This is a genomic window from Streptomyces sp. NPDC020597, assembly GCF_044335095.1.
Lineage (GTDB): Bacteria > Actinomycetota > Actinomycetes > Streptomycetales > Streptomycetaceae > Streptomyces.
In genome coordinates, this window is the sequence record NZ_JBIRUL010000038.1 from 12,237 (window position 1) to 33,296 (window position 21,060).

Here is a 21,060-nt window from a genome sequence, read left to right on the forward strand (position 1 = left end):
AGTCTTGGCTCGACACCGGCGAGTAGGCCCCGCCCAGGGCCGACTTCGGACGAACGCACGGGAAGTCGCTCACGCGTGCGGATGCGGGCTGGGCGGTGTCAGACCCCGCTGCCACCATCCGGCCATGGCCCAGATCAGCCCCAAGCTCGCCCGCACCTTCTTCGCGGACATCTCCGCCGGCTCCCCTGTTCCGCTGGACCCTGACGACCTCCTGCACATGGTTCATGTGCGCCGTCACGGCCACGTCGTCTTCGGCGACATCGCGGTGCGCTGCTTCAAGCACAGGTCGAAGTGGACGTACGACGAACGCGAGATCCGCCGCGCGGCCCAAACGTTCGCGGACTTCCGCCTGGACGTCGACGACGTGGTGGAGGTGCCACTGCCCACCTTCTTCGACGCCGATGACGGCGACGACCATGGCTTGGGGTACCGCGGCCCGGCCTCCTGGCGGTCCCGGATCGCGTCGTGGCTGTTCTGGGAGGCCCGCCGCAAGGATCAGGAGGGGCGGCCGTATGAAGAGTGGAACGACAACTGGAAGCGCCTCGGGGCCAACGGGCTGCCCGGAACGCTGACGTGGGGCGAGTTCGTCGCGGCGCGCAGCGGGATCCGGCTCCGGGAGAACATCGCCAACACCCGGCCGCTGGATCTGATGACCTGCTCCGGCGGCAGCCTGTTTCTGCCGCGGGCCTACTCCGAGCTCCTGGACCGCTGGGAGCAGGTGGACGAGGACCTGGTCGGCCGGGCCCGGACCTGCTCCCGATGCAGCGAGCAGGGCCCGCGCTGGGGCGGCTGGCGCACGCAGACTCCACTCGGCTACGTCACCCTGTGCCCGCCGTGCTCGGGTGCCACCTTCCAGCGGTACACCGGACACCTGCGCGGCGTCATGTACGACTCGCGCCGCATGCGCAGCATCCGCGCCGACGACTACCTGTGCCGGCTGTGCGCCGAACGCCGGGCGGCCGCGTGGGATCACTGCCACGACCACGGCTACCTACGCGGGCCTTTGTGCGGCAGCTGCAACACCTTCGAGGGCAAGAGCGACCCGCGCCACTTCCTCGAGGAGAAGGAGGGGGCCGCCCTGCACCTCCTGGAGTGCCAAGGCTGCCTCGAAGGGCGGATCCTGCCCGGCCGATACCACGTCGGCCTCGTCCAGAAGCATCTGGAGGCAACCGAGCGCCACCGCCACCGCAGCCGCCCGTGCCGACGCCAGCCGTGGGCCCGGCACGTGGAACTCGCCCACGGGGCACACCACTTCGAGCTGGAATGCTGGCAGCACAGCACGACGTGGACGAAGGACGTCACGGTGCCCGACATCCTGGCCCTCGTACGGGACTTCGTCGACCAGGCGCTCGCCGCGTGGCCGGGCACCGTAACCGTGCCTGCACAAGCCGCGTTGGGCACACAGACGCGTGCATGAACATCCGACCCCCCGCGGATACGCGTGTGAGGCCCCAAACCAGCGCAGCAGCGCGGTGCGGGGCCTCACGGGCATCCGGCGGTCAAGATCGCAGTACGGTCAGCGGCGCGTCTCCCACCACAGGATCAGCAGCGTCACGGCGCCGCTGCCCAGCTTGTAGGCGACGCCCTGGAGGAAGTGGTGGTGGACACCGTGTCCACGGCTCCCACCCCATTTCCGCAGGTGAGTGCTGATGGACGAGAGCCATCTGTCCACACGGCGTGGGTGCTTCGGATCTAAATTCGCGCTAGGCTCGGGCATGCGGTTCCTTGCGTCAGCGTGCGTTTAGGGACACCGCGAGAGGAGCCCTCCCAACTCAGAGGCCTGAGAAACCCGTTGGGACGCAGGGCTCCTTTCACGTTCTGCGGAGTCTATAGGCGAGACGCTGATCGGTGTAGTTGCTCATGCGGGAATGCCCGCACAAGACAACACTCTGCCTACACTCTGCCTACCTTCTCCCGCACCAGCGACACATCCATACCGGAAAAACCGCAGCTCACAGATGTTGATGTGATCCCGGTCACCATCAAGCAGTGAAACGGCATTCGCCAGTCTTCCCTCCTGCGGGAAACGCAGGAAAACGCAGACTCCAATGCGCTCCAACGTAATCCATTGCATTCCATTTCATTGCGTCGCGATGGGATGTAATGAAATGGATTACAGAGGGTTACGACAGGGGCACCGGACTGGAGGCCGCCTCGAAGCCGAGGCCTCACGGTCAGGTCCTCGCAGGAATATGAAACGCCTCGTCCCCGGCAGCTTCAATGCCGGGGACGAGGCGTCTTGGCGAGCTCAACTACAGCTCGATCTGGATGTGCTCCACGTCGGTGAACTCCACGCCCAGGCCCGAGGCCCGGGTGTTGCCCGCGCGGAAGTACATCTCCGCCAGGCCCTCAGCGGCGATGCGCTGAAGCTGCTGCTCGTTGGCGCCGGCGTCGCGGGCCTCGAACAACCGGTCCGCCCAGCGCGGCGGCAGGGCCTGGGTGATGTCGCGGATTCGGGCGTCGTCGGTCGTGCCCGGCGCGGCGGTGAACCCGAACCGCGCGCGGGTGTAGACGACCAGGCCGCCCGTGGACGCGGCCTGCTTCTTGGCCTTCGCGCGGATCTGCGGCTGCCACCGCCGCTTGACCTCACGCTCTATGCGGTCGCGCAGGTCGCGTCGGGGCCGCTTGAACTTGCCCGCGACGTACCGCTCCACGGTGCGCTGGGACACCCCGAGGGCGTCCGCGGCCGCCTTGGTGCCCTTGAGCTGCTTGACCAGGTACTTCATCTGCGCCTGGGCGCTCTGCGGGATGCGGCGGGTGAACGCCCCCTCCAGCGCGGCGTCCAGGCTGTCCCCGATCGAGTCGGCCATGACCTGCTACTCCCCTTCTCCGGCGCTCTGGTCGGTCTTGATGAGGTTGGCGAGGTTGAACACGGCGCCCGCCTCTTCGAACTGGGCTTCCGCCCACAGCACGGTCTGGGTGCCCTGGTGCTTGACCATGCCCGGCGAGACACCGAGCCGGAACGTGCCCGGCACCGGCTTGCCCTCGTCCGTGTACGGCAGGACGTCCAGCGGGGACGGCCCGGTGGAGGGGTAGACGATGCAGTCCGTGCCGATCGCGACCGGGTAGCGGCCGGTCGCCACGGCGGTCTTGAGGATCTTGCGGTGCATCCCGATCCGGACGGTCGCGAGCACGGCGGCCCGGATGTCGGGGCGCCACGTCTCCCGCTTCAGCGCCGGCCATTCCTCGTAGTACGGCACCGCTCCCCGGCTGCGCTGCCGCAGCTTGCCGATGCCGCCCTTCGCGGTCGACTTGATGGCGTTGAGCAGCAGGGCCATGGTCGGGTCGGCCTGCTTGTGCACGGCCATCGCGTCCAGGAACTCCTGGCCGCCCATCTTCGTGGTGACACCGAGGTCGGCCATGGTCTCCACGTAGGCGTCGCGCAGCCGGTTGTACCAGGGGTCCAGGTAGCGGCCGGACTCGAGACGTACGTGCGCCTCGATCGGAGCGACGTCGAAGCCGAGCTCCTGCGCGTAGGCGACGGTGGGGGTGGCGTACCAGGCCGGGCCGGTCGGGCGGTCGCCCTTCGGCGTGAACGGCGAGGGCAACAGGTCGCCGTCGACGGTGCGCCCGTCGATCTGCACGCGGGACAGGTCGACGTGGCTCAGGTCGACCAGCCACGAGCCGGGCACCTTCGGGTCGAAGACCGGGTTGCCGGTCAGCCGGGTGGGGGCGCCCAGGCCGACGGTGAGCCCGTTGGTGGCGGCCGCGAACGCCATGTTGACGTCGATGGCGACCAGGTACGGCAGCATGCACTCGTCATCGGTCAGCGGCCGGCACCAGTCGTACGGCTCCTCCATCAGCATCTGGGTCGGGGTGCGCAGGTGGTGGCGCTCGAACTTCCCCTTCAGGAGCGGGTGCTCGTCCGGGACCTCGCACTCCACGTGCTCGTACACCGCCGTCAGGGCGTCGGCGTTGAACGCCCGTTCGAACTCGCCGGTGGCCTCGTTCTTCTCCGCACGGGTCGGCGGGCGCAGCGCGGTCATCAGCTCCAGGCCGGTCGTCGACGTGGTGCCGCGCGGCGTCATCACCCGCTGCGCGTACGTGCCCAGGTACCGGGCGAGGTCGGCTGGGTGCATGCCCGGCAGCTGCGGGTCGTCCTTCTTGTCCCACTCCCGCGCGTCCAGCGCGTTCCACGACGGGATGCACAGCTGCACGCAGCGCCGCCTCGAGCCCTCCGGGTCGCGGAACACGCGCGCCCACGGCCCGAACCCGCGCTGGGTGAGCTGCAGTTCGGCCCGCTGGATCTGCTTGACCACCTTGTGGCTGTCCTTGAGTCGGCCCGCGCGCCGTTCCTCGTCCGACAGCGCGGCGGGCAGGCCGTAGCGCTCCAGCGCGGCCGGGGTGAGGACCAGGATCGGGTCGGCGTCGCGGCCGTTGCGGTGCAGGCGGGCCTGACCGAGGCGGGCTTCGGCAATCGTCCAGTCGACCAGGGCCGGGAGGGACTTTGCGGGCACGTCCAGGACCAGGCCGCCGACGCAGTACGCCGACACCTGCCCGTCCTCGCAGTCGACGACGGCGAGGGGGCCGTTCTCAAAGCGCGGGTCCACGGCAGCCGCCGTGATGGTCTTCGCCGCAGCCTTCTTCGCGCCCGGGCGCCGCGACGTCGACGTTGGCCTGGTGGTGCTCGCCGCCGGTCGGGCGGGCGGCTTCGCGGGGGCCGGCGCCGACGGAGCGGGGACTGCCGGAGCGGACTCGGCAGCGAACGTCTCGGGCACGGCAGGTTCGTCGGGCGCCTCGCTGTCGGGGGCGGGGAAGCGTTCGGCCAGCTTCTCCAGGAGCTTCGCGTAGGCGGCGCGCTGCGGCGGCCGCGGCTCGGTCCGGCCAGCCTCCCAGTTCCCGACCGCCTCACGGCGCGTGTCGAGAGCCTTCGCGACCTGGGCCTGGCTCAGCCCGGCAGCCTCGCGTAGACGCCTGCGCTCGGCAGGCGACGGCAGGTCGTCTTGGGCGACCTGTTCCAGCAACGCGTCCACGTTGCTGAGCAGCTCGTTCTCAGTGGGCACAGAGCTCACCTCCACTAGACACCCTACACCAATCGCGCATTGGATCGCTCATTGATTCGCGCGTAGATCGCTCGTGATGTTAGGTTGATCGCGCAGCGCAGGGCGGGAGACAGGAGGCGTGGTGGCAGGACGAGATGGGGGCTCGGTGGTGCTCTCCGAGCAGGAGAGCTTTGACGTGCTGCACCGCGTGATCCTCCCGGCTGCGACTCAGGACGCCGTCGCCCAGCGTCGGCCGGTCGTGGTCGTCGTCGCCGGGCAGCCAGGAGCCGGGAAGACGCTGATCGCTGACCTCGTCCAGGCGGTGCTGGACCGGCGTGGTGGCGCGGTGCGGGTCGGCCGGGACCTGTACAAGCCGGTCCACCGTCACTACGCCCACGCCCTGGCGGCCGACGTCCGTACGGCCGGAGCCCTGGTTCGCCCCGACACCGCGCGGTGGCAGGCCGCCGTCGAAGCCCACGTCCGCGAGATGGGCTTCGACGCCGTGGTGGAGTCGGCGCTCGCCAACCCGGACGACTTCCGCGACTCCTCCACCGCCTACCGCGCGGCCGGCCACCGAATCGAGGTCGTCGCCGTGGCCACCTCGGAGGCCTTGAGCCAGCTAGGCATCGTGGACCGCTTTCTCACCGAGGCCGCCACCGGCAACGGCCGGTACGTGTCCTGGCAGAACCACGACAGCTGCGCGAAGAACCTGTTGAACACCCTCGCCGTCATCGAGGCCGAACAGCTCGCCGACCGCATCACCGTCGTACGGCGCGACGGCACTCTGCTGTACGCCAACGAGCTCACGCCCGACGGCGACTGGCGTCGCCGCCCCGCAGCGGACCGGGCGGTGCAGGTGGAACGGGCACGGCCCTGGACGGCCCCCGAGACTGCCGTCTTCCGCCGTGAACTGGCCCGCACCGACCGGCGCGTGCACACCGAGCTGACCGAAGAGGACAGGCGCCTGGCGGTACAGCGCGACAGCGAACGCGCGGCCGCCTGGTCCGAGCCGGTCCGCCGCACCGCACAGCCCACCCCGGCGCCCCCCGGGGTCGCCTATCACCGGCTGTCCGCCGACGAACACCGCTGGATCTTCGACGAACTGATCACGCCGACAGTTCTGGCGAACGTCACGCCCCGGGATGATCCGCGTGCCGTGTACGTGATCGGCCAGCCCGGGGCGGGCAAGCTGCTGGCCGCCAGGATGGTCCGGCGCGCGATGCGGCCCGGCACGACCAAGCTGGTCGGCGACGACTTCAAGGCCGCGCATCCGGACTACCGCCAGATGCTCCGTCAGGATCCCCGCGGTGCCGGCGCGGCCATCCGCACCGACTACAAAGCGTGGTTCGCCCAGGCGGAAGAGTACGTGCGCACGCGGCGCGGCGACCTGCTCATCGAGTCCTCTCCGGGCGGCGCGGACGATGTCCTCGACAGCGCCCTCGCCTGCTCCCGGGCCAGCTACCCGGTGGAGTTGGTGGTGCTGGCCGTGCGGGAAGCGGACAGCCGCCTGGCCACCGCCCTGCGCTACGCCCGGGCCCTGCAATCCGGAATCACCGCACGGTTCACCACCCGCGCCGGGCACGACTGCTGCTACCGGGCCGTCGCCGACCTCACGGCGGCCGCCGAAACCCACCCGGCCATCACCGCGGTGACGGTGATCCGCCGCGACGGCCACGCCCTGCTGCGCCAGGAGCAGCCCGCCGCACCCGGCCGGGCCTCATGGGCGCTGGCCGCCGAACGGCAGCGCCCCTACACCGAGCAGGAAGCCGCCCACTTCATCCAGCTCTACCAAGGACTGCGCAAGGCCCTGCCCCAGCACCGCGACGAACTGGACGACATCGCCGCCCTGGCCCGCCCCCTGATGCCCGCCGGGTTCCAACGTCTGCGGATCGCCGCGCACCACCCGGACATACGGCTGCTGCCCCTGCCGCGGACGGTCTACGACTCCAGCTCCCTCAGCCGCGCCGCGTAGAGCGCAGCAAGGCGGTCCTCCTCCTGCGCGTCGGCATCCTCCAGCCGCTGCAGATCCTGGTAGGCGGCCGTACGGCCCGCCGTCAGCTGCGCAAGGCGCTCCTCATCGGGCAGCGGGGCCCGCCGCTCGGCAGCGATCTGCTCGGTGTACCAGTGCACTACCTCCTGCACGATGTCGGCCGCATGCTGGTCCTCTCCCCCGCCCAGGCCGGAGAAGTCGGGCTCGTCTGGTGTACCGGGCATGGCAAACCCCTCATTGTTCTGATCTTGATCGGATGGGTCATTGTCCTCCCGGCCCGCCTGCCCGCAGTTCGGTGCCGCCACGGCGCCCGAGGTGCGGGCAGGCCTGAATCCGTCGCCCGGCCGGGCCGTGGCAGCGGGGCGGGCTCCCCAAATCCCGCAGGGCGGGCATAGGTTGACCTGCGAGTGATCATTTTTCGGGGGTGGATGTGACAGGCGGCCGGGATCTCAGGGCACTGTTCAGCACGAACGACCGCAGCGTGCAGGCCGCGGAGGCGTTCACGAACCGGCAGACGCAGTGGGAGACGGTCGCGGCCGCGCTCACCCAGCACCTCCAGCGCGTCGGTTCCCCCGGCTTTGACCCCGAGGACCTCGAGGTGCCCCGCAGGCACGTGCTCGTCTTCCACGGCGTCGGTGGCATCGGCAAAACGACCCTGTCCAGGACGCTGGAAGCGGCGCTCGCCGACGCCGGACGCCGCCCCGCCCAGTGGGGCGCGCCGGGCTGGCCGGCCGACCGGATCCTGCCCGTACGCATCGACCTCGCCCGCTCCGCCGGCACCGACTTCGAGCAGATCGTGCTGACGATCCGGGCCGCCCTCACCAGGGTCGGGCGCCCGCTGCCCGCCTTCGACCTGGCACTGCGCCGCTACTGGGAGGCCAACCACCCGGGCGAGCCGCTGGAGGAGTACCTGCGCCGCGCTGGCCTCGGCTCCCGGTTCGGGCAGGCGCTGCCGCAGCAGATGCAGTCCGCGCTCGCCGACGTCGCCCAGGCGCTCATGCTGCCCGGCACCATCGGCTCGGTCGTCGGCCAGGTCACCGGCGCCCTCATCGGCGCGCTGCGCGAACGCCGCCAGACCGTACGCGCGCTCGCGGGCTGCGCCCGGCTGGCGGACCTGCTGGAGGCCGAACCCGACCTGGAAGCCCTGTCCTTCTACCCGCACCTGCTGGCATGGGAGCTCGCCCGCCTTCCCGAAGGCAAGAAGGTCGTGCCGGTCGTCCTGCTCGACACGTTCGAGGACATCGGCGACCGCACCCGCCGCGACCTCGAGCGGCTGATCCAGCGGACGGTGTGGCTGCTGCCGAACGCCTTCTGGGTGATCACCGGACGCTCCCGCCTGCAGTGGGCCGACCCCGCGCTGCAGGGCCAGCTCGACTACACCGGCCCCGCAGCCTGGCCCGGCCTCGCCCACACCGCCGTGCCCGCCGCCCGCACCCCCACCAACGTCGGCGCGGCACGGCAGGTGCTGATCGGCGACTTCTCCCCCGAGGACTGCGACGACTACCTCGCCCGCCGCCTCACCCGCGACGGCCAGCCCCTGATCGGCGAGCCCATCCGGCAGGTCATCACCGCCCGCTCGCACGGCCTGCCCCTGTACCTCGATCTGTCCGTCGCCCGGTTCCTCGAGCTGCGCCGCAGCGGCCGCACCCCGCAGCCGGCCGACTTCGACCACGACTTCCCCGCCCTGGTCTCCCGCACCCTGTCCGACCTCACCGCCGACGAACGGCACGTCCTGCGCTCGGTGAGCCTGCTGGACGCCTTCGACGTCCCCCTCGCCACCCGGGCCGCCGGTCTCGCCCACCAAGGCCCCGCCCAGCGGCTGACCGAGCGGCCCTTCGTCCGCGAGGCCCCCTTCAGCCTGTGGCCCTTCCACCTCCACGGCCTGATCCGCTCCGCCGTACGCAACGCCGAAGACACCACCGACGACCGCTGGACCGAGACCGACTGGCAGCAAGCCGCCCAGCGCGCCTTCACCGCCCTGGGCGAACAGCACCAGGCCGCACCCGGACCGGACCGGCTCCTGCTGATCGTCTTCCTGCGCCAGGGCCTGCGCCTCGCCCGCGACCACCGACTAGACCTCGGCTGGCTCACGCCCGCCGCCTGGACCTACGTCAGCGACTCCGTGTGGGAACCCCTCGCCCCACCCGACACCGACAGCACGGGACTGGACACGGCCGCCGACGCCCTGGTCGAACTCCTCAGCGCGCTCGCCCGCCGCCAGCACCAGCACCGCTCGCACACCGTCGCCCGCCTCACCACGGTCATCGACAGCCACCTGCTCCCCGACGACCTGCACCACATGGCCTTGTACTACCGGGCCAAGGCCCACCGCGACCTCGGGGACAGCCCGGCCTCCCGCGCCGGCATGCAGGCCGTCGCCGACGGCCAAGGCCGCCTCGCCCCCGCCGCCCGCCGCGGACTCGCCCATCTCGCCCGCATGGCCGGCGACTTCCCCACCGCCCTGGCCACCGCCCACACCCTGGGCTGGGAAGGCCGCCACCACCGCGTCGAAGGCGACATCTGGTGGCCCCACGGCGACATGGACCGCGCCGCCACCGCATACGCCGCCGCACGCGACGAAGCCGAACACCACAATGTCACCGGTGAGCGCGGCAACAGCCAGGCCCACCGCGCCTTCGCCCTGGCCTTCACCGACCCGGCCGCCGCCGACGACGAACTCGCCCTCGCTGAGCAGCTGCTGGCCGGCGTCGATCTGCGCGCCACCACCCTGATCACCCATATCGCGGCACTCGCCCGCGACGCCGGCCGCACCGACGCCGACATCGACGACCGCGCCCAGGTACTGCGCGCCGAGATCCGTACAGCGGGCGTGACGTACACCGAGCTCGCCCTGGACCTCGCCCTCGCCTTCCACCACGCCGTCCGCGACGACCAGGGCCAGGTGGCCATGACGATCACCCGGCTGCGCCAGAACACCCGCGGCGGCGACTTCGCCTACTACAGCGACATCGCCGCCTACATGGCCGGCCTGGCTCCCTCCCCGGCGTCCGGCGCTCGATGGGTCGACAGCGAGCCAGCCACCCGCCAGCGCTGGCACGTCCTGGTCACCAACCGCCGACAGCACCTCCACACCCAGCGATAGCTCAAACGTCCGCTCCTGCGGCGGTGCCACTCGGTACAGATCGGGCTCGGTGTCATGGCTGGCACGGTGGGGCCGTCATGACGTCCAACTGGTCAGGTCAAGCAGTAACGATGATCCAAATAGAGAGACCTGCTCCAGCCGCGGCGATGACGCCATGGAGCGCGATCCACACCACGTACAGCCGGATCTTCCGCAAGCGGGGAAAGCGTGCACGCTGCTTGTCGGACGTCGCTCTCAGGGCAGGCTCAATGTCCAGATCCGGGAACTGCTCTGCGATCTTCTTCCGCAGCCCTCTGGCCTGTCCAACGTGAAACGCGCAGCGCTCATGGAACTTGAGGCAGGCGAACACTCCGTAGAGACCGAGCACCATCATCGGAAGCGTCACAACGAGCATGGATGGGCGAAGGCCAATCTTGGCGATGAAACCCAAACCCGCTGCCACCACGACGGTGATGATGTTAGTCAGCGTTGCCCGCTGACTCTCCGTCCACCGATCTGCCTCTCGCTGCTCCTTCCAGAGGTCAAGCAGGACGTCGATGCCGTCGGCCATGTCTACCCCGGTGCTACCAAGATCGCTCCAGACGCGGTCACACCTATTCTGTGCAGCGGCTCTATAGGCAGATCACCTTCGCGTGATCTGAATGGGTGATTGATAGGCATATTGGCCAAGCTGACTAGATTCCGCCTGGTTATGCAAATAGCGTATGGCTCCGCGTTCCCCTACCCAGGCGGAGTCGGCAGCATGACGTTCGAAACACCTGAGTACGACGATAGCGCCCCCTTCGAAGTGTCTCGCTCGCCTGAGTCGGCGCTTCCGCGTCCCGAAAATGAGGGCGTGAACGTCTGCCGAGTCTCTGCGATTTCGATGATGTTCAGCGGTGACGGCACGGGAGTGCGGGAGGTAGCCCCCGAGCTGGAAGAGATGGGGTTCTCTCAATCTCTGGCCTCCGGAGAGCACGTATGGCCGCAAACCCACCCTCTGGAGCAGTTCCCAAACCTTCGACAGCAGGGCTACGAAGAGGAGGGAAGGAACCGCGTATCCATCTGGCAGGGACTCAACGAAGATCCCCAGCCGCGATCGGCAACCGCCTATCTGGTGGCCGTCCTCGGCAGCGGCCTTGAAAGGGAGTCAGCGGCTGCAGCAGCCGCCCTCTGGCGCCAGACCGGCACGCTGGAAGGGGTCCCCAGGGAAGCCATTTGGGAGGCGTGGCACCACTTGCTCCACAGGCGGTGGCCTCTTGAACTGGCCCCATGGTTTCCAATGCTGGACGGGCCGCCGGGGCTAGGTATGGAGGGTGCTGATCCCGACGAACCGGGATCCTATCTTCCATGGGACGCTCAACTGTGGACCCGAATGTTCGATGAATCGGTGCCGAGAACGGACCCGCTGACCGCACCGATTGTTATCCACTGGCTCGCCCGCTGGCGCCTTGAACTCGCGCTTCGATCAACTGATCCTGTAACGCGCTCACTGGCCATGGCGGTGCTTCCTCAGGAAGAGGGAGGTTCCCCGCCTCCGCCCCAACGTGCGGCACCGTCAACGTCAGCAAATGTCTCCACCATGATCCACGGAACGTGGGGTTGGGAAGGAGACTGGTGGCGTCCAGGCTACGACTTCCACTCGTTCATGCTTCCTCATCGGCCGAACCTCTACAAACGTAGTGGAACACCATTCGGCTGGAACGGCAGATACAAGACGAGCGCCCGCAGGACGGCTGGTACCGAGTTCCAGAAATGGGCCGCCCAGGAGGCTCAAAACGGACTCCAAACTCTCTTCGGGCACAGTTACGGCGGAGAGGTTGCATCGCGTGCGGTGTTGTTGGGGACGCCGGTGCGTGAGCTCGTCCTTTTGAGCACCCCAGCCAACAAGTGCGTCAGGGCCGCCGTCTCAACGCCCGGCGTTCGAGTTGTGGACGTACGTCTGCGGTTCGACCCCGTGCTGTTCCTTGCGAGAACTCGGCAGAGAGTCCCCAACCAACCGCACGTAGCTGAGGTCCTGTTCAACAGATGGTGCCTCGATCACGGAGCGACCCACCAACCAAACATGTGGGTCACTGAGAACGTCATGGCCCGTAGTGGACTCTGATCGCTGTCCCGCTTCGTCGTGCGACGGCGGGGGCCGCCCGGCGCAGCGGGGCGGCCTCCTGGTGCGCGGGAAGCGCGCGGTAGCAGCCGGTGGATGTCGCCGGTCCTGCACTACGACGCGGCGCGCGCAGGGAGCGGCCACGGGGGAAGCGGTGAGTTGACCTGGATGCGCTTGCCGAACTTGTCGCGGATGTCGAGCTGCCCTGCATCTGCCTTCCGCAGCAGTTCGCCTGCGTTCTTCAGCGCCATGACCACCCGGGTGCGCAGCCGCATGTGGTGTGGGAGGGCCAGGGGCACGAGGGCCTCGATAGCTGCCGGGTTGGGCACCGAGTTGTTGCTCAGCTGGCGGACCACCTGGTCGAACGCGATGCCGAGTTTGCCCGGCAGCGGGACGTCCGACCGGTGGAAGGAGGTCATCAGCAGCGTCAGCATGTCCTCGAACGCGCTCCGCAGGGCGTTGACGCTGCTGTAGGACACCGCGCCGGCGACCAGCAGGCCGCGGCCGCGCTCCAGCCGCTCGAGGACGGCCCTGAGCATCTTCAGGTCGAGGTCGCCGGCGTAGCGGTGGCGCTGGTCCACGCGGCTGAGCAGCTTGCCGCCCTGCACGCCCTCGTTCGGGTAGAAGCGGCTCAGCGTCTCGAACCATGCCTCCTGGCTGCTCAGCGAGTGGACGCCGCAGCCGATGAGGATCTGGTAAAGGACTTTCGCGCGCAGTGGGCGGGCGCCGCGCAGGACGGCCCCGTAGGTGGCGTGCGAGTAGCCGGGAGCCTGCTGGGCGAGGGTGCGGTGGCTGAGGCCGTTGAAGTCCAGCAGGGCCTGCAGCAGAGCGCGCAGTTCGCCCTCGTCGGCGGCTGGGGACGGTGTGAGCGTCCCGCTGCGCTCCCAGCGGCTCAGTGCCTGGCGGCACAGGTCGCCGGAGAGCCCGGCGGCCGCCAGGCGCAGGTGCTCCCAGCGCTGGCTGAAGTCCTCCGGGTCGCCTTTGCAGGCCAGGACGTAGCCGTTGACGGCCGCCCAGCTGGGCAGTTTCTTGCCCGCGTGGGCGTTGGACAGGGTGGCTTGAGAGAGTCCGCTGTGCTCGGCCATCAAGGCAAGCGGAGGGTTGCCGGCCTTCTTGCGCAGCGCCTGCAGATCGCGGGCGAAGGCCACGAGCGGGTCGTTGCTGTTGGGCAGGCGGTTCATGGGGCGGGCCACGGCGTCGTCTCCTTCCCGAGCCCGGAGGCGGAGCCGGGGCCCGTCACGGGACGGGCCCCGGCAAGGGCATCGGTCAGAGCAGACGCTGGCGCAGTTCGGCGGCCAGCACACCGCCGGCCCCCAGCACGGCGAGGGCCTCCTCCAGCTTCATGCCCCGGGCGAGCAGGGCGATCAGCGCGGCCAGGAGGATGACCAGCAGGAGTAAGGACACCAGCGGCGAGGCCTTCGCCGGGGTATGCGCGCAGGGCCCGTTCTGCTCGGCAGGAACAGGCTCAGGAAGCAGCTGGGACAACGAAGTTGACTCCCTCGATGAGACGTCAGGTACCGAATCGCTCCGTGCAACGTGCTCAAGTGCCTTGCAGGGCACCGGTGTTCACTGCCAGTGGTTGCAGCCACAGACGGCAGCGTCACCCACGCTACCCATGCCTACGCGCGAGAAAGCTGCTTTAGTTCCAGTTGGAGGCAGACAGTAAATAAAGGTCGGCCCTGTTATTTAGGGCCTGGAACGGAATTGTTTAAAGGATGACTCGCCTCCGGATTGAAGAACCCGGAGATCGTCAGCTGGAGTATGGAAACTCCCAGGTCAGGCGCAGCGGCTGAGGTTCTGGAGAAGTTTCCTGCCTACATCTCCTTGCGAGGTTAATTATCCCCGGCCATTCTTGAGTCCGTTCCCTCGTGCGCGTGCACACGCGTCCGTGCGCGCACATAGAGGAGACGCAGGTCCAACGCTCCGGACATGCATCGCTGAACGCAGGAGGCCCCGTTGCAGCGGGGCACCTCCGCACGGTGGCACGGCCCCCGGGTCAGCCACTGGGCTTCCCTCCTCCGACGATGACAACTCTCGCGGGGACGAGGGCGTACTACAAGAGGGCAGGGCCCGGCGAGCCATCGCCGGGCCCTGTTGCGTGAGAAGGCTGGCGTTGCCGTAGAGCGCGCCCGCACCCCGCAGCCACCGACGCCAGGGCGAACGGCAGATCAGCCTGTTCTGCCTCTGCGGGGTGTGTTCTCAGGCGGGACGGTGCGGGCCGCCGAAGTCCTGGTCGGTGAACGTGCCGAGCAGAGGCTTCGCAGTGACAGGAGCGGCGTGGGGTTCTCCGCACACGGGGCCGTGCTCACTGTCGGGAGTGACCCAGACGCCGGCCCACCGTGGGTGGCGGTCGGTGATGGGTTGCCCGCAATCCGCGCAGAGCACGACGGGGACACCGTGCTTGCGCAGTAGGTCGGCAAGTCCGGTCCGCTGGAGCTCGGGGACGTGGTCGTAGTAGCCGAGCCAGCCGGACATGGTCTGGGAGGTGTTCCACACGGCGGTATCGCGGGTGTCCTCCCAGGTGGTGTCCGGACCGACCGCGTGGAGAAGACGCCACCCGAACACCGGCATGCCTGGCCCGTGCGGCTCCGGCTCTTCACGGAAGGACTGCGGAACCGCGGCAGTGTAGTCGGGACGAACCTCGCGGATCTCAGCCTCCAGGACCGGCCGGACCACCGTGTGAAGGTCGTCCAGGGCGGCGAGCACTCCGGCCTCCAGCATCTCTCGCCCCTGCTCCCCGGCCTGGTGCCAGGCACACAGCAGGATCTCCTCAAGATGGCCACCGACGAAGACGGCCTGTTCGACGGCGGCGGTGCCGTCGTCGGCCAGGAGGACACGGTGGCGCATCGTCGACCCGTCGACGCTGCCCGTCCACTCCACGGGCTCGCCGGCCTGCACGGCCTTCACCCCGTCGGCAGGCGTGGGAAACCGTTCAGCCATGGCCTCGGGCAGGTCGAGGTCCTCCTGCGGGGCGTCGTCCCAGTCCACCAGCCCGAAGCCTGCGGGCTGGGCTGGAGCGGTCCGAACCGAGGTTTGCCTCCGGGGCGCCTTGCGGTCCTTCTTGCGCTTCTTCGGCATCGTCGCCAATCTCCTTCACCTTCGCGGCCGCATGGCCTCGATCCTTGCATTCGGCAGCGGCCCTCAGGGCCCCGTCGCTGGACTCAGCAACAACAGCCCGGGCAGCTTCTGGTCAGGCCGTGCGGTCCAGCTCCACCGCGCCGGCTGCGCCTTCGAGTTGTCCCGCCACGGTGCTGTCCTGCCGGGCCGCTCGCTCGGCACGGGCCCGCCGCAGTGCCAGGGCGCGGGTGGCTTCGGATTCACGGCGGCGCTGGACACGGGCCGCCTCGAGCGGGGTCGGCTGGTCATCCAAGGACACCTCCGGCTCCGGGAACGCCCGGCGGCTCAGCTCGCGCATCGCGCGGGTCTGCCGCTCCACTGCTTCTGCGATCCCCGGGTCCACCCGCCGCGCGGGCGCGACGGCCTGGTGCGCGGCGAGCGCCTGGCGGTAGCCATCGGACGCCAACTCGCGGGTTTTCACCGGCGCTTTGGGCCCGGCTGCGGCCGCCGGGGCAGGCTCCGTCGCACGGGGCGCGGGTGCGCCACCGACCGGCAGGACCCGGGCGGTGTGTACGGCGTCAGTGCCGACCGTGCTGTTCGCCGTGGCGACGATCCGGGCGCTGTTCAGCCGGAGCTGTGTGGCGTAGGCAGGTGAGTCGGGGCGCAGATCCAGCTGCCTGGTCTCCGGGTGGAACGCGACGGCCGTGACGTGGCTCGCCAGCTGTGGGGAGATGGCGGCCGCGATGTCGGGCCAGCGGTCCAGGACGGTGCCGCCAGCGGCCGGAACCTCCCAGGCTCGGTCGGCCATCAGGCCCTGGAGCACGGCGGCGAAGCCGGTCGGCTCGCGCCCGTCACGCCGTACAACCCTCTGCTGACGGCGGCGTGGGGCGCGGGCCTCGCTGTCGCCGCGCTTCTTGGCGGCCTCCCTGGCCTGGCGCAGGGCGACCCGGGCGAGGTCGACGCCGGACAGCTCCGGGGTACCGCCGCCGGTCTGCTCGGTGGAATTGATCTCGGGCACGTCGTCCTCCTACCGGTATCGGATGGTCGTCAGCGAGCTGTGAGCGAGGCGGTCGATCTGGCGGGCGCGGCGTACCAGTTCCTCGCCGAAGATCCGCACCGCCGTCTCCGGGACGAAGGACGTGATCAGCGTCGTCTCGCCCCCCATCAGCTCGCCCTCGGCCGCGGCGATCAGCGCGGTGATCTCTTCGTCGCCCGGCTCCAGACCCGCGTCCTGGCCGTCGCCGACGTGGTCCTGGTCCTGGTGGCGGCCGCCGTGCTCCAGCTCCCTGACCTGGTCGAACGCAGCCTCCACCTCGCGCAGGACGGCGCGGCTGACAGGGGGCTGCCAGTCGCCCTCGTACCGCTCGGTGCGGGCGCGGACCTGCCGGATACGGTCACGCCGCGCGGCCTCGAGGGCGCCGCGCCACTGCTCGATCGCGTCGGCGCGCTTGGCGGGGGTGTCGAGGATGTTCTCCGCGCCCGCGAGCAGCACGGCGAGCAAGCCGGAGCCCCGACGGACGTGGGCCGCCTCGCCGCGGAAGTGCAGCCATGCCTTCACGTCGGTCACGGTCCAGCCGGCATCAGCGACGTTCCGGGCCACCCAGGCGATCCGGGGCACCGAGCAGCCGCGCAGCCAGTCCAGCTCCTGGGTGAGCTCCCTCGCCAGCTGGAAGCGGCGGCCGACCGCGTTCAGCTTCCGGCGACTGCCGGCCTTGGCCTTGGACTTCTTCGGGGTGGGGGACTTGCTGACCCCGCTTGCGAGCTTGCTCTCAGGGGGGAGGGAAGTAGTACCCGCAGTGGAAAAACCTGAGGTACCGACCTGCATTGGGGTGCAACGGGCCTCATCCGAAACAGCCGTCACACCCCCCTGCTCAGCACCCCTCCGTGCACCCCTCGCCGGGCCCTTCGAGCGCGGCTTTCGGACCTTCCGGGCGGCCTTCTTCGCCAGCTTCGCCATCAACTCCCGGCCGGCCTCAGCGATCCCGGTCATCGCTCGCGTGTACGCGGGCGCGTCCTCATCCCGCAGCACCGTGCGGATCCCCAGCGCGACGTCGAACTCCACTGGGACCATCCGCGCGAACTCCGAGGCCTGCGCCGTCTCCCCGGACACCCGGGTCCCGCGCACGATGTACGCGAGCAGCCCGGCCTCCCGCAGCATCCCCAGGTGGTACTCCACCGAGCGCTCCGACAGGCCGGTGCGGCGCACCAGGTACCCGATGCCCGGACGGCACGGGAAGAGCTGCGCGAGCTCCTGGGCGACCCGCACCGTCGTCGGCCCGAACGAGCGCGGCCCATGCGACCGGTGCCGCCGCGGGTCGTACAGGCCGGACCCGGCGACCCAGTGGACCGCCTGCATCCACGAGTAGCCCTCCGGTGCGATCCGGCCCGTCGACGTCGACAGCCACTGATCCGCCTCCGGCACGTACAACGTCGCGGGCAGCACGGAAGCCGCGACATCGTCGACCGACGGACGCGGGGCGGGAATCACCGCGGCGACGGGGGCCGCCACGGCGCTCACCGGGCACCCCGGAGGAAGGGCAGAACATGATCCATCCCAGGACCATGGACCAGATCACCTGTGGATAGATTCCGCTCAGCCCCGGCTACCCCCGGCGTTCCCGCCCGGCGGGCAACAATCTTGGAACCCGTCCCGCCACACGGGACGACGACCTCGCGAACGCCGCCGCCGACCCAGTGGTCGATGACCTCCGAGAGCGGGTGCACGAGCGGGCCGGCCGACACCGCGGCCGCGCTCGCCAGGACACCCCCCAAAGCGCTGCTCTTGTAGGTTCCTACCGGAAATCCAACTTCCGGTACGAACCGCCTATACCGGTACGAGCGGGATGTCGATCCCGTCACGCGGGAAGATCGCCGCGCCTGAACCGGTGTGAAACGGACATGCTCAAGCTGACAGGGGACACCACTCTCGGGCACTATGAGAAACGACCTGCCTTCCATATGCGCGGACCGACCAAGCCCCTCGGGGCCGGCCGAGCCGGGTGTGCGGATGGGTTGGGTACGCCCCCTTCGTGAGAAGCGGGCGACACCGATCGGGTGGGGGGAGATTTCTCCTCTCGTTTCGGCGGTGGTGAACCGCAGGGCCCCTGTCACAGGGCCCCGCGGATCGGTAGGGCACCGGCCGTTGTCAGCGACCGGGGTCTTGCTTGGTGGCCCTTGTCAAAGGGGCAACCGACCCGCTTGTCAGGCGGGGTTTTGCAGTGGAAATGAAGTGGCTCGATGAGCCGAGGTTCGGAACCGGGTGTCAAGCCGGGGCCGAGCAGCCGATCCGGGGTGTCAAACCCGGTCGGAGCGAAGGGCCGCGCGAGGCCGAGTGGATTGTCAGTCCGCTGTCGTGGCGCGCGCGGCCGGTGGCGTCACGTCACCCCGACCCCCTTGATTCCGAGGCTGGCGTCGGGCTGCCGTCGTGCAGCCCAGCAGCGTCGGGGAACCGCTCCGCGAGCCGCTTGAGCAGGTGCATGTAGACCGCGCGGTGAGGCCGGCGGGGATGGGTCTGTCCCAACTCCCACCGAGCCACGGCGAGGCGCTTCACGCCCACAGCGTCCGCAACCTCCTGCTGGGTGAGGCCCGCAGCGAGACGCAGCTGCTGCCGCACGCGCGGCGGCGGCAGGACGTCATCGAGGAGCGCGTCCACCCGTTCCAAGGGGTTCGCGTTGGACATGACCCAGCCTTTCAAGATCGATGATCTCCTGAAAGATACACGACGGGAGTGATCTTTGCCATCGTCGAACGATGCATAGGCAGCGGCGTGTTCGGATTCGACCTGGTCCTCAGCGAGCCTCGTCCTGCTGGCGCAGGGCACGATCCCTGTCGCCATCACCAGCTCCACTCGTGGGCGAGCGCGGAGAACAGCACGCTGTCGCGCCACTGGCCGTTGGTGAAGACATGGTCCCGAAGCGTGCCTTCGCGGGTGAACCCGAGCTGCTGCACGACCGCGATCGAGGCCGCGTTATCCGGGCCGATCGCCGCGGTGATTCGGTGGAGACCGAGTTCCTTGAATGCGTACGTGGCCAGAGTGCGGGCCGCGTCCGTCGCATAACCGCGGCCCCACTCCTTCGCTGCGATGGCGTAGCCCAGCTTCCCGGCCCGGACTCCGCTGAGCCCAATCCGAGCGAATCCGATCACGCTGTCGGCACCGCGCTCGGTCACCCCGAGATAGAACTCGGTCCGGGGCTCTTGCTGAGCGCGCTCGATCGTGCCCTCGATCATGGCGACGGCCTGAGCACGGTCGCGGCTGTCGAAGCTGAGCCACGTCGTGACCTTGTCGTCGCCGATGATCGCCAGGACATCATCGACGTCATCGCGGGTGAACTCCCGCAGAACGACCTGGTGCCCGACGATGCGGATCGGATACGTCAACGGTGAACTCCTAGCTGGGAAGGGACTTGAGCGGCGTACGGGTGAAAGCCTCGATCTGCTCCTGGAGCTCCCCGCCGGCTTCGGCGAGAGGCGACTCACCCAGCGCGCGGTGAACCCGCTGGGCGCAGTGGACGATGCCGTTGATCCGCTGCTCCGGTAGGAGCTCGAGCACGGGCGCGACCGCTTCTGCGGCGCCCTCCAACTCGCCCGCCCGGATCCGAGTGATAGCCAGGGCGCTGCGTGAGCCGGCCTGGTCCCCGAACGCCCACTCTGGCGAGCTGGTGTCCTCGTAGGCGTCGACGGCCCTAGCCGCGTAGTCAGCGGCGGCCGTGGTCTGAGATGGCAGCAAGGAGAGGGCTTCGGCCGCGTAGTAGATCTGCCGGTTCCGGCCGAACGTGCAAAGCCCGCCCAGCTCGTCGACCTCGTCCTCCTGCACGGCGTCCCATGCGGCCTCAGCACGCTCGATGGCGGCCCGGGTCGCATTGGCGTTACCGAGGGCGGCCCAGGCGCGGGCTTCGCTCACGGGGAGCCACACGCTGGCGGTGCTGTTCGGCGCGAACTCCGCACCGGACTGGGCGTACTTGACGGACTCGCGCGTGCGGCCAGCCCAGTATGAAACCAGCGACTGGATGCCGCGGATCCACGCTCGGAGGCCGTTGTGGTCCGCGTTGTCCGCGCAGACGAACGCCGTCCGGGCCTGGGTGAGCGCCGCGTACGGGTCAGCGAGGTCGTGCGAGGCCTTCGCGAGCAGTCCACCGGTCACGCCGGCCAGGAAGTAGAGCTGCCGGGCTTGGCTCGGTCGGCGCTGTTGTTCGAGCAGCGTGAAGAGGGTGTCCTGGGTGGTGAACAGATCGGGCAGCAGCTCCGTGAGCGGCTTCTGCGGATAGTCGGTCGCCAGGCGCTGCACATCCTCGTGCACCTGCTCCAGCACATCGGTGGTGAGGTCGGTCTGGCCTGCCGTCAGGGCAAAGCTCTTCGCACGCCGCGCTGCCATCTCAATCAGCTCCTTGTCCGCGGTGGGCCGACCGGTGGCAACGACCAGCCCAGTAGTTCCGGCAGTCGCCGCTGGTAGGACCCCGTCCCATGGGGCGAGGAGCTGCTCCAGCGGCCTGTCGAACATGGCTTGCAGGACGCGACGCATGACCGGGGTGGTGTTGGTGCGCTCGCCACTCGCGAGCCGCCGAAGATGCCGAGTGCTGAGGGTGACGTCCTCCCCCAGCTCCCCGGCTAAACGAGCGAAATCGCGAGCGACTTCGTCGTACGTCTTCGGCTGCTGGCGCAGCAGAAACTCCAACGTGGTGCGCGGATCTCCCTGCTGGGCGCTTCCGGCCACCGCTCCTCCCGAGTCACGAAATCGTGCTCTGCGGACTTCAGTGTCGTGCCGCGGCGACGGCTAGTCAGCAGAGCGAGAGCCCTGGTCCGGCAGCGGTCCTCTTCATGTCCCGGACTGGTCCGGGACGGGACCGCT

Annotated in this window: 17 protein-coding genes; 4 read left to right on the forward strand and 13 right to left on the reverse strand. The window is 69.4% G+C overall.

The features are described 5' to 3' along the window. Positions 1 to 124: 124 nt before the first annotated feature. Positions 125 to 1,417, forward strand: coding sequence for an endonuclease domain-containing protein (locus tag ACH4ZA_RS36155; protein ID WP_398433356.1), 1,293 nt, complete (start codon positions 125 to 127; stop codon positions 1,415 to 1,417). A gap of 99 nt (positions 1,418 to 1,516) precedes the next feature. Here the strand turns inward: ACH4ZA_RS36155 and ACH4ZA_RS36160 are convergent, their stop codons facing one another. From ACH4ZA_RS36160 to tap, 3 genes are all read right to left on the reverse strand, one after another. After that, positions 1,517 to 1,672: a hypothetical protein gene (locus ACH4ZA_RS36160; protein WP_024126136.1), complete on the reverse strand. Its 156-nt coding sequence runs from the start codon at positions 1,670 to 1,672 to the stop codon at positions 1,517 to 1,519. A 580-nt stretch (positions 1,673 to 2,252) separates the two neighbouring features. Continuing rightward, on the reverse strand, positions 2,253 to 2,810 hold the full coding sequence (gene tpg, locus ACH4ZA_RS36165; RefSeq protein WP_398433357.1) for a telomere-protecting terminal protein Tpg: 558 nt from the start codon (positions 2,808 to 2,810) through the stop codon (positions 2,253 to 2,255). A 6-nt stretch (positions 2,811 to 2,816) separates the two neighbouring features. Continuing rightward, positions 2,817 to 5,003 (reverse strand): telomere-associated protein Tap, encoded by a 2,187-nt coding sequence (tap, locus tag ACH4ZA_RS36170; protein ID WP_398433358.1) that lies wholly within the window; start codon positions 5,001 to 5,003, stop codon positions 2,817 to 2,819. A gap of 121 nt (positions 5,004 to 5,124) precedes the next feature. Here tap and ACH4ZA_RS36175 point away from each other — a divergent pair, with 121 nt between their 5' ends. Beyond that, complete coding sequence (locus tag ACH4ZA_RS36175) at positions 5,125 to 6,954, forward strand: zeta toxin family protein (RefSeq protein ID WP_398433359.1); 1,830 nt, start codon at positions 5,125 to 5,127, stop codon at positions 6,952 to 6,954. Here ACH4ZA_RS36175 and ACH4ZA_RS36180 read toward each other — a convergent pair. After that, entirely contained in the window at positions 6,921 to 7,196 is a 276-nt protein-coding gene (locus ACH4ZA_RS36180; protein ID WP_398433360.1) for a hypothetical protein, read from the reverse strand. The two genes, ACH4ZA_RS36175 and ACH4ZA_RS36180, sit on opposite strands and share 34 nt — an antisense overlap. Before the next feature lie 206 nt (positions 7,197 to 7,402). Between ACH4ZA_RS36180 and ACH4ZA_RS36185 the strand changes: the two genes are divergently transcribed. Continuing rightward, positions 7,403 to 10,075, forward strand: a complete 2,673-nt coding sequence (locus ACH4ZA_RS36185; protein WP_398433404.1) for a tetratricopeptide repeat protein — start codon at positions 7,403 to 7,405, stop codon at positions 10,073 to 10,075. A 97-nt stretch (positions 10,076 to 10,172) separates the two neighbouring features. Here the strand turns inward: ACH4ZA_RS36185 and ACH4ZA_RS36190 are convergent, their stop codons facing one another. After that, on the reverse strand, positions 10,173 to 10,625 hold the full coding sequence (locus ACH4ZA_RS36190) for a hypothetical protein (protein WP_398433361.1): 453 nt from the start codon (positions 10,623 to 10,625) through the stop codon (positions 10,173 to 10,175). A 192-nt stretch (positions 10,626 to 10,817) separates the two neighbouring features. Here ACH4ZA_RS36190 and ACH4ZA_RS36195 point away from each other — a divergent pair, with 192 nt between their 5' ends. Then, the gene (locus ACH4ZA_RS36195) at positions 10,818 to 12,161 is read left to right on the forward strand and encodes a hypothetical protein (protein ID WP_398433362.1); all 1,344 of its coding nucleotides are present in this window, start codon (positions 10,818 to 10,820) and stop codon (positions 12,159 to 12,161) included. A 110-nt stretch (positions 12,162 to 12,271) separates the two neighbouring features. On the opposite strand, the gene ACH4ZA_RS36200 is transcribed toward ACH4ZA_RS36195, so the two are convergent. From ACH4ZA_RS36200 to ACH4ZA_RS36235, 8 genes are all read right to left on the reverse strand, one after another. Then, positions 12,272 to 13,351: a hypothetical protein gene (locus tag ACH4ZA_RS36200; RefSeq protein WP_398433363.1), complete on the reverse strand. Its 1,080-nt coding sequence runs from the start codon at positions 13,349 to 13,351 to the stop codon at positions 12,272 to 12,274. Between the two features lie 73 nt (positions 13,352 to 13,424). Beyond that, entirely contained in the window at positions 13,425 to 13,562 is a 138-nt protein-coding gene (locus ACH4ZA_RS36205) for a hypothetical protein (protein WP_398433364.1), read from the reverse strand. 795 nt (positions 13,563 to 14,357) lie between these two features. After that, on the reverse strand, positions 14,358 to 15,236 hold the full coding sequence (locus ACH4ZA_RS36210) for a hypothetical protein (protein WP_398433365.1): 879 nt from the start codon (positions 15,234 to 15,236) through the stop codon (positions 14,358 to 14,360). A 112-nt stretch (positions 15,237 to 15,348) separates the two neighbouring features. Further along, entirely contained in the window at positions 15,349 to 16,224 is an 876-nt protein-coding gene (locus tag ACH4ZA_RS36215; protein WP_398433405.1) for a DciA family protein, read from the reverse strand. Between the two features lie 18 nt (positions 16,225 to 16,242). Continuing rightward, entirely contained in the window at positions 16,243 to 17,733 is a 1,491-nt protein-coding gene (locus ACH4ZA_RS36220; protein ID WP_398433366.1) for a winged helix-turn-helix domain-containing protein, read from the reverse strand. Positions 17,734 to 18,594: 861 nt separating this feature from the next. Continuing rightward, the gene (locus tag ACH4ZA_RS36225) at positions 18,595 to 18,894 is read right to left on the reverse strand and encodes a helix-turn-helix transcriptional regulator (protein WP_398433367.1); all 300 of its coding nucleotides are present in this window, start codon (positions 18,892 to 18,894) and stop codon (positions 18,595 to 18,597) included. A gap of 155 nt (positions 18,895 to 19,049) precedes the next feature. Then, positions 19,050 to 19,592: a GNAT family N-acetyltransferase gene (locus tag ACH4ZA_RS36230; RefSeq protein ID WP_398433368.1), complete on the reverse strand. Its 543-nt coding sequence runs from the start codon at positions 19,590 to 19,592 to the stop codon at positions 19,050 to 19,052. Between the two features lie 10 nt (positions 19,593 to 19,602). Next, on the reverse strand, positions 19,603 to 20,925 hold the full coding sequence (locus ACH4ZA_RS36235; protein ID WP_398433369.1) for a hypothetical protein: 1,323 nt from the start codon (positions 20,923 to 20,925) through the stop codon (positions 19,603 to 19,605). Positions 20,926 to 21,060 lie beyond the last annotated feature (135 nt).

Coding starts and splice junctions, on each gene's coding strand:
- ACH4ZA_RS36155 (WP_398433356.1), top strand. CDS start 125: ATGGCCCAGATCAGCCCCAAGCTCGCCCGCACCTTCTTCGCGGACATC.
- tpg (WP_398433357.1), bottom strand. CDS start 2,810: ATGGCCGACTCGATCGGGGACAGCCTGGACGCCGCGCTGGAGGGGGCG.
- ACH4ZA_RS36180 (WP_398433360.1), bottom strand. CDS start 7,196: ATGCCCGGTACACCAGACGAGCCCGACTTCTCCGGCCTGGGCGGGGGA.
- ACH4ZA_RS36190 (WP_398433361.1), bottom strand. CDS start 10,625: ATGGCCGACGGCATCGACGTCCTGCTTGACCTCTGGAAGGAGCAGCGA.
- ACH4ZA_RS36195 (WP_398433362.1), top strand. CDS start 10,818: ATGACGTTCGAAACACCTGAGTACGACGATAGCGCCCCCTTCGAAGTG.
- ACH4ZA_RS36210 (WP_398433365.1), bottom strand. CDS start 15,236: ATGCCGAAGAAGCGCAAGAAGGACCGCAAGGCGCCCCGGAGGCAAACC.
- ACH4ZA_RS36225 (WP_398433367.1), bottom strand. CDS start 18,894: ATGTCCAACGCGAACCCCTTGGAACGGGTGGACGCGCTCCTCGATGAC.